This is a genomic window from Candidatus Leptofilum sp., from assembly GCF_965223285.1.
Lineage (GTDB): Bacteria > Chloroflexota > Anaerolineae > Promineifilales > Promineifilaceae > Leptofilum.
The window spans coordinates 2,197,474-2,209,911 of record NZ_OZ244997.1 but is presented as its reverse complement, the minus strand read 5'-3'; the positions used below and the strand labels follow the sequence as shown (position 1 = coordinate 2,209,911).

General features: G+C 50.6%; 10 protein-coding genes. 3 read left to right on the top strand and 7 right to left on the bottom strand.

The window, feature by feature from the left end; translation table 11 throughout:
- Positions 1 to 86: 86 nt before the first annotated feature.
- The 4 genes from ACOQPU_RS10165 to ACOQPU_RS10150 are packed head-to-tail and all read right to left on the bottom strand — an operon-like array spanning position 87 to position 4,952.
- Positions 87 to 839 carry a hypothetical protein gene (locus ACOQPU_RS10165; RefSeq protein WP_420644999.1) on the bottom strand — a complete coding sequence of 251 codons (753 nt, stop codon included), beginning with the start codon at positions 837 to 839 and terminating at the stop codon, positions 87 to 89.
- Positions 832 to 3,111, bottom strand: a complete 2,280-nt coding sequence (locus tag ACOQPU_RS10160; RefSeq protein WP_420644998.1) for a hypothetical protein — start codon at positions 3,109 to 3,111, stop codon at positions 832 to 834. Before ACOQPU_RS10160 ends, ACOQPU_RS10165 begins: the two co-directional genes overlap by 8 nt.
- Positions 3,101 to 3,958, bottom strand: coding sequence for a carbon-nitrogen hydrolase family protein (locus ACOQPU_RS10155; protein ID WP_420644997.1), 858 nt, complete (start codon positions 3,956 to 3,958; stop codon positions 3,101 to 3,103). Before ACOQPU_RS10155 ends, ACOQPU_RS10160 begins: the two co-directional genes overlap by 11 nt.
- Before the next feature lies 1 nt (position 3,959).
- Positions 3,960 to 4,952 carry a creatininase family protein gene (locus tag ACOQPU_RS10150; protein WP_420644996.1) on the bottom strand — a complete coding sequence of 331 codons (993 nt, stop codon included), beginning with the start codon at positions 4,950 to 4,952 and terminating at the stop codon, positions 3,960 to 3,962.
- Between the two features lie 155 nt (positions 4,953 to 5,107).
- Between ACOQPU_RS10150 and ACOQPU_RS10145 the strand changes: the two genes are divergently transcribed.
- Positions 5,108 to 6,244, top strand: a complete 1,137-nt coding sequence (locus tag ACOQPU_RS10145; protein WP_420644995.1) for a GntR family transcriptional regulator — start codon at positions 5,108 to 5,110, stop codon at positions 6,242 to 6,244.
- A 33-nt stretch (positions 6,245 to 6,277) separates the two neighbouring features.
- Here ACOQPU_RS10145 and ACOQPU_RS10140 read toward each other — a convergent pair whose 3' ends face one another.
- Genes ACOQPU_RS10140 through ACOQPU_RS10130 form a run of 3 tightly spaced genes read right to left on the bottom strand, consistent with a single transcriptional unit; the run spans position 6,278 to position 9,349 of the window.
- A complete protein-coding gene (locus tag ACOQPU_RS10140) occupies positions 6,278 to 7,402 on the bottom strand; it encodes a uroporphyrinogen decarboxylase family protein (protein ID WP_420644994.1) in 1,125 nt (374 codons plus the stop codon).
- Positions 7,403 to 7,424: 22 nt separating this feature from the next.
- Positions 7,425 to 8,510, bottom strand: a complete 1,086-nt coding sequence (locus ACOQPU_RS10135; RefSeq protein WP_420644993.1) for a uroporphyrinogen decarboxylase family protein — start codon at positions 8,508 to 8,510, stop codon at positions 7,425 to 7,427.
- The gene (locus ACOQPU_RS10130; RefSeq protein WP_420644992.1) at positions 8,510 to 9,349 is read right to left on the bottom strand and encodes a hypothetical protein; all 840 of its coding nucleotides are present in this window, start codon (positions 9,347 to 9,349) and stop codon (positions 8,510 to 8,512) included. The genes ACOQPU_RS10135 and ACOQPU_RS10130 overlap by 1 nt, the downstream gene beginning before the upstream one ends.
- Positions 9,350 to 9,443: 94 nt before the next feature.
- Between ACOQPU_RS10130 and ACOQPU_RS10125 the strand changes: the two genes are divergently transcribed.
- Positions 9,444 to 10,340, top strand: coding sequence for a carbon-nitrogen hydrolase family protein (locus ACOQPU_RS10125; protein WP_420644991.1), 897 nt, complete (start codon positions 9,444 to 9,446; stop codon positions 10,338 to 10,340).
- Between the two features lie 57 nt (positions 10,341 to 10,397).
- Positions 10,398 to 12,323: an amylo-alpha-1,6-glucosidase gene (locus tag ACOQPU_RS10120; protein WP_420644990.1), complete on the top strand. Its 1,926-nt coding sequence runs from the start codon at positions 10,398 to 10,400 to the stop codon at positions 12,321 to 12,323.
- Positions 12,324 to 12,438 lie beyond the last annotated feature (115 nt).

Sequence of the window (12,438 nt, the reverse complement as noted above, 5' to 3'; positions counted from 1 at the left end):
GCGCAAAGGCGCAGAGGAAAACAAAGAAGAAATTTGCAGATAAATATTTTCGTTCATAAATGGCCAGCAATAGTTAGTGTCGTTTTCTATTGAGCATATCGATCTTCAATTTCTGCCAAGCCGTTGTTGGCGAAGTAAATTTCTCCTTGCAGCGTGTAGCTGGCACCGGGTGCAAGGTCAGGGATGGCCGGATCGGCGTGAATGCAGGGGTGATCAGGGTTGCAGATGAGGGAGTAGGTGTCTTGCCGCCAGCTAAAGGCGACGATGTGCCTGGCTGACGATGTCTGACAGGCGATGACGGGGAGATCGGCAATTTTAGGGCCGGAACGCCAGCCGAAATGGTAACGGCCGTTTTCCTCCCCCATTGATCCCACCGCTTCCAAATCTACCCAGCCCTGCTCCGTGTGGATAAATTTGTTGCTCAGACCATAAGCCGACAGTTGATAATGCGCCCGCATAAAGAGGCAGGTTTGCAAGCGGATGGTCGTTAAGGGCTCAGGCGAGCCATTGGTGAGCGTGAGAGAGAGTTCAACCAGATTGGAAGTGGTTGCTCCTACAAAACCGCGCCAGGAAACGGCGTTGGGCAATGTTCTTTCGTACTGAATGCCGGTGTCCACATCTTGCCAGGCGACCGGGGGCAGGTTGGGAAATTTGGTGGGGAACAGGGAGCTGACGTGGCTCAAATAGAGCAATCCCTGATCGCTGAAAATCGCTTCGGGAAAGTCCAGCCAGATGTAATCATTGCTGCCCCAGGGCGGCTTAATCCAGGCGATATGTTCTAAAGCGTCATGGGGTCGCCAGGCACCGGCGACGATGCCGATTTTATGTTGCTTATTCATAAGACCTCTGTGGTTGGTTGATGATGAGTTCTACACCTTTGGGCGCTTCCACAACCTCAATGTGATACGTTTGCCCATTTCCTGAGTAGTTGAGTGCCAGATGTCCATCACGGACGGGGACTTTGTAGGAAAATGTGTTGAAATGACCGGGCAAGCCGGGATTGACGACGATTTTGTTTTGCCATAGTTGCAGCAGGTCGATGCCTAGCAGATGGCGCGGAATTGCCAGCCCGGCGGTGCCGCTCCACCCATGACAGGCGGAGGTGGGAATCCAATCCATCTCATATGTGGGAACATTGCCTAAAAATGGATGGGGGTACACCCAATCGGGCGTGTCGGGATCGAAAACTTCCCACCAGGTGGTTGCTTCCCGTTTTAACATGCCGCCCCAGTAGCGTTGAATGTGTTGCTGAATGTCGGCAAAACGGCCGTTTTCAGCCAACGCTTCAAAGATGAGGAAGTAAAAGGCGGGTGAGTATGGGGGCCTGAAGGCGGCGATTTTGTCAACTAAGGCTTGGGCTTCTTGGCTGGGGAGAAAACGGCTGTAAATCGCCGCCATATTGCCTTGCAGTGAACGGCCGAGTTGAGTGCCTGTGTCGTCAATCGTATCGGCAAAAAGGCCGCTTTGCGGATCATAAAAGGTGGCGCGGGCGGCTGGGAGCAGCTTTTGCTGCTGCGCTTCGTGACGGGAACTCTCTTGCTCTCGGATGGTGTTGAGAAAGACCATATCGTCCAGATAGCGGGCGTAGAGGGCGTTGAGAATGACCATTTTTGGCCCCCGCGCAATCTCCCTGCTCCAATCGAGAAAAGCGTGACCGCGTGGCAAAAATTGGGTGGTCATCAGGCCGTCATCGTCTACTTGGGCCATGATGTAGTCATCTAGTTTGTCGAGAGAACGGCCGTTTTCCAGCAAAAAAGCCTTGTCACCCGAATAACAAAAATATTCACGTAGCGTCGCCACCAGGTGCATACAAAAATCGAGGTTGTAACAATTATTATCCAACGGCCCGGTGGAGGGAATGGAGCCATCCGCCTGCTGTAAAGCCAACATTTGCCGCAGATTCTTGCGCACGAGCGCGGCATCCCCATAAAAATAGTAGTTTTGCAGCGCCATCACCCGCAAATCGAACACCCACAGCGCCTGCTCGCGCCAGGGGCAATCTTCATAATGGAAGGAGGTGTTGGCGCGCAATGTTTCCTGGCTGACGGCGAGGATTTGGTTCGTCAGGGCATCGCCGCTGTGCAGATGGCCGGAACTGTCATAGGCGTAGCGGGTATCGTGGATGGCAACTTGGCTGAGCGTGATCGGTTGGGGCACGGCGATGAATTTGATTTGTAAATAGCGGAAGGCGCGGCGGTGAAAGGATTTCCAGATACCGGAAGCGGGCGCACGCACCACATCCAAGCGATAAAGGTCAAGGCTCTCGCCAATCCACAATTCATAAATGCAGAATCCGCCGGAGGTGTGAATTTCGGGATAGCCCACCACTTCGCGGCCAAAATCGAAGATGATGGCGGGTGCGGCGCCATAATTTGTGGCTTCGACTTGGATTTTTTGCTTTTGGTAGGGTGTGGGAACGGCCGTTGTTCCCAATACGACATGCCCCAGATTGCGGTGAACGTCAATGATTTTTGCGGGATGGACAATCGTTGTTTGCAATTCTGGTAGGGTGACCGCGACCAGCTCTTGGGCAAAGGCTGCATCATGAACCGGCGCGATTTCGTCGGCAAATGACCAGGATGAATGATCGTAGTCGATGGCCTGCCAGCCATCTTCTAAATCGCCGTGGTAAAACTCTTTGTAGCCACCCCATTTGCTAACCATTGAGCTGCCGCTGAAAAGAGGCGAACGGCGCAGTTGCCATGTTTTATCGCTGACAAAGTTGGTTCTGGCTGCCTGCACGGCTACGAGCAAGCCGGGCTGTCCATATGCAAATTTCTGAATGGTTTCTGTAGTTGCGCCGTCGTGATGGAGACGGATGGCGATCAGGTTTTCCCCCTGTCGTAGTTGGGCGGCGGGTATGGTATGGCGATGGAAATAGCGGAGTGTAGGCTGGGATGGCGCTGGGCCACGGGCGATTTCTGTGCCGTTGATGAATAGGATGTAGCGGGAAACGGCCGTTATCGACACCACTAACTGCTCTATCCCGCTAAATTCAAAACGGCGCACAAATTCCAGAAAAAGATTCGTCTCTGTTTCCGTGCCGCGCAGCCCGATCCATTTTGCCTCTGGCTGCGGCCAATTCTGGGTGACTTTGCCGTTATTGTCCATAATTTTGGGCAGCCTCGGCGATCATGTGCAAAAGTTGTGGTGGCACCTCGCGGCGATCAATCCAATGTTCTTCAGTGAAGATTTTTTTATCAAAAGTAGCGGTGACCACCTGTTCTGTAAAGGGTTCCCCAGCAGCGACAAGCTCTCCATCCATACCCCAAATATTGCTGTCGCCTGCGCCCAACGCATCCGGTCGCACGACGATCACATTGGAACGCACCACCACCATCTTGAGCAAGGTTGCCAGGGCGGATTGATTGTTCAAAACCATCTGTCGGTGCGCCCAAAAGGTTAAACGGCCGCCATCTTCAGCTTCTGTGCAGGGGCCAATGTTGTTGAAATGGGGTGTAAACAACAGCCGCGCGCCGCGCCAGCGCAAATAGAGCGCCGGTTCGACAAAGGAGGTGGTATGGCAAATGGCAACGCCAAATTTGATGCCGTGTGCGGTAAAGAGGGGCAGGCTCAAATCGGTGATGAAATAGCGATCATCATAGCTTGGGGTCAGCATCGTTTTATGGGCGATGCCCAAAATTTCGCCACGATGAATGACGATTTGGGAATTATAAATGCCTTGCTCTGTTTTTTCGGCGAAACCGACCAGCAGAACGGTTTTGTGTTTTTTTGTGGCGACGACTAATTTTTGGATGAGGGCACTGCTGCGTGACACGGCGCATTCGGTAATGGCCTTTGGCGAGTATCCCGTGAGATAGGTTTCGGGAAAGCAGAAGAAGTCGAGGCCGCTGTGCTCCGGTTTTTCTAGCTGGTGCAGGATGACGGAGAGGTTGGCGGCCACGTCACCATCCACGATTGGGCCTTGATAGCTGCCGATAGTTACTGTATCAGACATCTTAGCTGCGCTCAGGAACGTGCCAGTTGGCATACCAGACAGATTGTTCGTCAACGGTTTCAATGAGGCCAAAATCGAGTGACATGCTTTTAAATTCCGGCAGCCGTGGTCGTATCTCTTTATCCCAAAACTGCTCTACGGATTCAAAGGTGGACAGCCCAGGGGCGGCGGCGGTAGCATCGTATTCGTCTAGTAGTGTTTGGGCTTTGGCGGTTAGCCAGTCCACTTCGTCCTGTACCATTCGTTCACCAATGGTTCTGTTGGCGTGAGGGGCATCTGCGCCCATAGCAAAGTAGGGTGGGGTGTTGGGAACGGCCGTTCCTTCACGCAGAGGCCGTTCTCCCGGTTTGGCGCTTTCTTGGTAATGGGGCTTGTCTGGCACATTTTGCCGCACAGCCTGCGGCAGGCGGGACAAATCGACACAAGCTGGTTCGACCGCCCAGAGCAAGGATGTTTCTATTTTTCCAGCATGGTCGCCACTTTGGAAGCCATCATTTTGCCCCTCGCCAGCAAAGCCCGGCTGATTGGCCTCAAAGTCGGGCAAACCATATAGTCGGGTTTTGGTGTAGGGTTGGATGAGTTGGATGAGGGTTTTGAGGTCTTGCCAATTGGGGCCGTAATGACCGGTTAAAAAGATGGCAGCGTGGAAGCCGAGCGTGTCGGCGGTGCGGATGTGGTAGCAGATATTTTTGAAGTGAATCCAGGGAGGAACGGCCGTTAACCATTTCCGCTGCACCTCACCCACATACTTGGCTCCCCAAGTGGCATAGCCGCCCAGTTCATGAATATGCCAGTAGTCGGGCGGAGCCACGATGCCGCCAAAGGTGCGGGCTGCTTCACAGGCAATGCCGTGCGCCTTAAGCGCATCCAGGCCGAGGGCATTTTGCGGGCCGTGCGGCTCACAAAGGCCGTAGGTAAAATAGAGCAGCGGGCAGTTTTGAAATGCCGCTTCCAATTGATCGGGGAACATGCGCTCCCATCGTACTTCTTTCATGCTCATTCCTTAGCCAGACACTAATTATAGGCTTGCAAAAAGGCTGATTTAATTGTATATATATAACTTAATACAAATAGACTGTCAATACTAGTGGGGAAAGTTGAGTCAGCATAATACTGGCTCTTGCGGATTTGTTAACAAGCATGAATAATATGAAGATGATTGATAAAACAAGTAAAAGGCCACTATATATCCAGATACAAGATCATGTGCTTGATCTAATGAGAAATGGGGAGTTGAAGTCTGGAGAAAGTGTGCCATCTGAGCATGAACTTGCCGACCAGACAGGGGTCAGTCGTTTAACTGTGCGAAAAGCGTATTCCGAGCTAGTGAAAAAGGGAATGCTGCAAACTGTTCAGGGAAAAGGTACCTTTGTTGCAGATTCGATTGAACCAGAGTTGTTGAGCAAAGGCAATCTTACTTCAAAGTTGGCGAATCGCACGATTGGGCTGCTTTTTCCCGAAATTACAGAATATTTCGGCCGTATTCTAAAAGAGATAGAACAACGCGCTTCTCAAGATGGCTACAGTATCAACGTCATGTTCAACGACAGTATTGAACGAGAACGACAGGCTATTGATCAAATGCTGTCGCAAAACCCAGCTGGCATTATTCTCACACCCTATCGTCTTAAAAGATCAAACGTTATCATCAAGAATTACGAAAAGCTCGCACAGTCTGGCGTACCAATTGTCATGATAGGCAGGCCACCTTTTCATATTAACTGTGATGCAACTTTTGTAGATGATACGGTTGGCATCTACGATACAGTCCAGACTTTAATAGGTATGGCCCATCAGGAGTTTGTTTTCCTATTTGATGGCGTCAACAGTGACCCACAGGGATTAATGGAGCGTTCAGAGGGATTCAAGTTAGCCATCCAAACAGTAGGTAGCAGTAAAAAACCACAGCTGATTGATATTTCTGAAGACAGTTGGCAAGAGAAGCTGCGTACATTGCTGCTGGCGGAAAATCCGGTAACGGCCGTTATCACCGATGCCGATGGCACAGCCGCTGCGGCCTATACGGTTATTTTGGATTGTGGCAAAAAAATCCCGGCAGATGTGTCGGTCGTAGGCTATGATAATTCCAGTATCTGTGAAAGTTTGCAAGTGAAACTGGCTTCAGTGGCTCCAAACAGAAAGTTGCTTGGTCGCCACGCCTACGATCTATTAAAAACACGCATCAATCGTGAACCAGATCACCTCAATGGTCAAGTAACCCATAGCATCATCATAACACCAACGCTTGTGATCAGAGAATCAATCGGTAACAAACTCTCTGACTGACCCCATAGTTTGAGTTGCAAATTCCTACCATGCTCAGAGTTGTCCTCGCAAGAGTTTGGCTTTGCTAGTCAGGTAATGTTGAAAATTAGCCCAACTCACATCGGGTGGAACGGTGTGATCGACTGTAGGGATAAAGCCGCCCTCCTCAATAAGCGGCTGCAATGTGCGCAAATGGGCATCAATCGCCTCTGGCCCCTGGGTTAAAACCCGCTTATCTACCCCACCCCACAGACGCAGAGAACGGCCGTATTTCTGGCGCAAACGAATGGGGTCTTGATCGGCCGTGCGTTCCAACGGCCACAAGGCATCCACACCCGCATCCAACATCATGGGAATCAGCTTCTCAGGATTGCCGTCGGTGTCCACACAAATATAGCGCACCCCATGCGACTTAAAAAAATCAATTACCTGCTTGAGCCGAGGGTAAATAAAGGTGCGATAGGTTTTGGGGCTAAGCAGCGGCCCCGTTTTCATAGCCAAATCCTCAGCCAGACAGATATACTCAACCGTTGTTTTAGCCAGTACCGGTCTAGCCGCCTCAATCAGAAAATCAGCGACATGTTCCATGATGTCATGCACCAGGTTGGGCTGATCATACCAGGCGTATGAAAGCCCCTCAGTGCCCATGAGTTCTCGCGCTTGCCAATAAAAACCGGCCGTGGATGTGTTCGGTGCAAAAACAAGAGGATGACGGCGATTGCGCCAGCCATCGACCCGAAAAACGTGCCAGTAAGGCTCGTATCGCTTTTGATCGCGCGGGTCGAGCCGTTTCTTCACCGCTTGCCATTCAGCTTCGTTATGCACGGGGAAATCGATGTATTGATCCATTGACATGCGCGCATCACCAACAGACCCAGCCTTAAGCGCCTTGCGCGTACGCCCTTGTTCATCTTTGAAGGTAATTGACCGGTCGGTCTCTTTCAGGATTTCCCGCTCAAAGCCAGGCATCAAATTATGGTTGAAGTAGATAAATTCTCTGGGGTCGAGGCCGATGGATTCCTCACCAGGGAACCAGTTCCAATGCATGTCGGTACCATTCAAACCTTCTGCTTCCCAACGCGCAACAACCTGCGGCCAGACACCAGCTTCCCAGTTGGGAACGCGGTCAACAGGATGGTATTCCATGACAGCTAAAAATCGTTCGAGATGATTCATCATTCATCCTTCCTCATTCATAATTTCAATACCAGCCATGCGCCTGAGCAGTCTCGTACATGGCGACGACATTTTCCGTGGGTGAGTTGTCTTGCAGTTGATGGGTGGGGGAGAGTGCATAACCGCCACCGGGCATCATGATTTCTAGTTTTTGGCGCACGTCGTCAATTGTTTCTTGCACTGTGCCATAGGCTACCGGCCCGGCCGTGGAGATGCAGCCGTGAAATGCCAATCGGTCACCATAGGTGGCTTTGAGATAGGCTGGTGCCATATCTTTGACCTCTGGCTGCAAGGTATCAACAACGTTGATGCCCATTTCTATGAAGTCATCAAATGCCCAACTGCTGGAGCCACATGAGTGCATGACGACGGGCAAATCATATGATTTGGCCAGGTCGATCATTTGTTGGTGGCGGGGGCGCAGATGTTTGCGGTACAGTTTTTTGCTAATCATTGGCCCGCGCTGTGTGCCCAGGTCTTCGCCCATCCAAAAGATGTCGATACGGCCGTTTGCCGCATCAAGAATTCGTTCCATCAACCCCAATTGAAAGGCCAGCTTCTTATCAAAGTAAGCCAAACAAGCGGGTTCATCCGTGATCAGATCGACAAGTACCTGCTCCATACTGCGTAAAAACCCGGTGCTGTTGATGAAATCGGTGATGCCGGGATCGCCTATGGAGAGACAATATTGTTCCCACATCTGGCATTGGGCTGCCACTTGTGAGGTATCAAAATCGTCGGGATTGGGCATAGGCCAGGCGGCGATCTCATCCAGCGTGGCATCTTTAAGCGGAAAGTCAACGTAATCCCAGTAACCGCCATATGCATTTTCAACCCACACGCGATGTACTCCCATGATGTCCACCTGTCGGCCGGGGACATCATCAAACAGTTTGGGACCAACGTAGGGTACATACGGTGTACGAAAATCGACGCCTAAAATCTGCCGCAGTGCTTCGTCATCGTTGGCTTTGAGACCATAGTGCTGCTTGAGCCTTTGGTCTATGTTTTCGTTATAAAAATAGTTGATGGGGACACGATCTGGCTCTTGGCGGGCAAAAGCGGTGAGAACGCGCTCTTTGGAACACATTTTTGGCTTTACGTTCATCATTACCTCCTATTGTTTTCGTTTTCACGGATAGAGACATACTCCCTGACTCTTTTGGCAGCGGATTCAATATCAGAATCAAAGGCGATCATGCCTTTTCTAATGACAGTGTCACCCGGTTGCAGGTCGCCAAAGTGTGGTCGAGAGTGCATACAATGATGTTCGTCTGCGTTGGCTGAACCGGACAGGGCGTTTTCATAGCCGATAACGGCCGTTTTCCCTCCATCTACAGCCACCATCCCCACCATAACGGGAGCCACCACCCTGTCCTGGCTTCTGCCCCAAAACCACTCCCCTTCATTGTCGGGCGGCAACTCATACGCCTGCAAATCGGTGTGGTAGACACAACGCTCTAGCTGCGTTCGGGTCAAGGTAGACAGCGCCTGCATCCCATCAGCGGTAGAGATGTAGGTTCTGCTTACTTCGTCTTCTGCCGTAAAGGCGGCGCTTTTGGCCTGGAAGCAGCCCCCTTCACACACGAGACCTGTTAAGCGCTGCTGGCTGTTGTTTGTGAGTTCAAGATGCAGGTAAACGGCCGTTTCTGCCGGGGTTAGTGCAGCGTATAAATGGACACCGGCAATAAATTGCTTCTTTTCCTGACCGAAAGCGGCGTTTCTGGCCTGGTGTCCTTCCTGTTCTGCAATGTACTGAGCATCACTCTGCCAATGATACGCATACCCACCATCTTCGGCTCGCTGCCATTGCGGATAAATGGCCGGGAAATCCATGACCCAGCCTTGACGGCAGCCAATTGATTCAGGAAATTGTAAATGCCAGACAGCGTGCCATTGCAGATGGTGAATTTCAACATATCTTGTTTGGGTGGGCTGCAAAATTATCATCTTTGTTCTTCCTCATTGACAAAATCACAAAACTAGGTCATCATGTATAGTGTTGTATGTATACAAATATAACACAGATGAATGGAGGATACGAATGAGAGATGAAGCAAAAGTTACACTCGTGCAGCTAACTGATTACGGTGACGCGGACAGCGTCATTGCGCGAATGCCCCATTTCTTTCAACAAGCGGCCGATTATGGGTCTGACCTGATTGTTTTTCCTGAATACGTTTTGGGTGACCGCATTCCGATTGATCATGAACGGGTGCTGAAATTTCGGGAATTAACCGCCTCACATGCCATGTATGCCATTAGCGGTCTGGTTGAAAGTCATGGCACAAAGCGGGCCACAACAGCCATTGTCGTCGATCGGGCCGGCGATGTGCTGGGTCGTTATCTGAAGTCCCATCCCGCATCTGGCGATCCCCCCTATTTTTGGCCGCCCGCCTCAACATCGGCATCCACGGCGGAAGCAACCGGGATTCTGGGCAATCAGTTCAAGGTATTTCATCTCGATTTTGGTCCCATTGGCATTCTGCAATGTTATGACGGTTATTTTCCAGAAGCGTGGGGCTGCACGTCGTATGCTGGAGCAGAACTGATTTTGTGGATAAACGGCCGTGATGGTCAGGTAGAAGATGCTTACTGCATGTTTGCCGCCGATGCGTATGGCTGTGTGATTGGCGCCAACATTACCAACGGCAGCAATACCGGTTTTACGGGACCACGCGGTAGTTGTGTAACGGCCGTAGGTGACCCTGAACCACGCCGCCTCTTTCCCCGCATTGCCGAAAGAGGTGACGCCTGCGTTCACGCCACCATCAACCTGCATGAGCTGAGAAAGCAGCGCAAACATCTGCGGCAGATGCACCAGCGTCGCCCCGATATGTATGGTTTGCTCACCCAAGATGTCAAAATGTGGCAAGATTATCCAGATATTCCCTGGGTTCACGAAGAGTGCGAAAGCCTGACCAATAAAGCCCAACTTTAGCCAATTGCGCAGCGGGCTTCTGGCCAACTGTCCTATTTTCCAAAAGGATATCGTCTTATGAAAACTGGATATATCTTCCCCACCATAATTTCTGCAGACGCGCACGAAGGTGAACTGCTAGACGTGCAAAACATGGTGTCCACGAGTCGGGATTACGCCAAGATTGCTGTATACGGCCGTCAACGAAGCCCAGAAATATTGTTCGATTTCGGAATTAAGACCACTGGCTATCTTTTTCTGGATATTAAAGGGAGCAGCCACGATTCCCTTTATATTGAATATGGTCCTCGCCAAGATGCCATGTTTTTTAGCCGAAAAATCAAAGTAACTACTACAAAAAATAGTTTGTGGATTGATGCCAGCCATCTTGCGCTGCGCTACATGCGTCTCACCCTTCTATCTGATGCGCCATTGCCTTCCCAAAGCTGGATCGAGATCCGCAAAATCGGGGTGAAGTTTTCGGCCTATCCATTTCACTATCGCGGCCAATTTCACGCTTCTGATGAGCTATTGAACAAGATTTGGACGATGGGCGCGTATACCAATCAGCTATGCGTGCAAAAAGCTGATGCCACCGTCGCTTACAAACAAGAATTGCCAGAAACACATAAATCCTTCTTAAAATCATGGTCTAGCCCCTATTCTCAATACATCATCATGGATGGCCCACGCCGTGATATGGAAGCCTGGATTGGTGATGTTCGTCCTGAGGCATTGACCCTCTATTCGGCATTTGGAGAGTATAGCGTGGCTAAAAGCACCTTAAGTTTCTTTGCCGATTTGCAAGAAACCAGCGGCAAACTGCCGGCAAGCAATGCCTCTCGTCAAGATTTTAAGGAATATAACCTCTGGTGGATTGTGTCACTTTGGGAATGTTATCTTTACTCAGGAGATATGAACTTTCTGGAGCATATGTACCTCCCCTTTAGAAATTGTCTGGATTGGATTCTGCTTGATCTGGATGAGCGGGGGTTGATGTTTAATGACCGAACCTGGATGTGGACAATTGCCCGTCAGGGGTACACTGCCGCCACGCAATGTATCCTCGCCCATGCGTTTCAATGCGCGGCCAACATCGAACGAGCCATGGGCAATCCCTCTTTCGCTGATCAGCTTGTTGGCAAAGCTGCAAAGACCTGTCGTGCTATTAATGATCATTTTTGGGATGAAGAACGGGGTGTTTATCTTGATGAGGCGACCTTCATTAGTGAAAAAGCGCCGGTGTTTTTGGATACGAATGTCTTGGCAATTGTTTTTGGCATTGCTGACGAGAATCGCAGTCGGTGCGCTCTCGATTACATACGCGAGCATATGTGGACACCATTTGGCTCAACCACGTTGGATATTTATCTGCAAAATATCAAGGTGCCGCTAGACTGTCATCATTATGATGGCTTTCCCGTCAGTCGTGACACTTTCGATGATGAAATTGAGGGCATTATTTACCCCCACAACCGCCAGATTTGGCCGTTTATGACGGCGTATGAGGTGGAGGCGCGTTTCAAAACGGGTGATATAGACGGCGCTTTTGAGCTTATCAGGAACTGCTGGGGGAATATGGTTTTGCAGGAGCCAGGCACTTTTTGGGAGATGGTTGAGGCCGATACGGGGAAATTTCCGCTGAAGGGATTTGTGGCACATTCAAAGACAGACGTATTGAACAGCGCCAGTCATGGCTGGTCTGGCTGGATCACGCATATCATGAGCGTTTATGTTTTGGGGGTGAGACCGCTCGCGCCAGGCTTTTCCCGGGTGAGTGTGAAGCCAAATCCAGGAGCATTGTCGTTTGTCAACGGCCGTATCCCCACCCCCAAAGGCCCCATCATCATCACCATTAAACAAAGCCTCGCTGGCGTGGCGGTGGATATTACTGCGCCCGGCGGCATCCGGCTGGAGTGTGACGTAACTCATCTGAATAAGCTGAATAATACCGTTGTCCTCAACGGTAAAGAGATTGCCCAAGAGGCGCTTATTACCCCGTAATTGGAACACGAGGCTTTTGATGAACAACTGAACACTTGACGGATTGTATATCAATTTGTATAATGTTTGCAGTTGACTATATTTGTATGTATACAAGTTGAATAAGGAGAGTGGG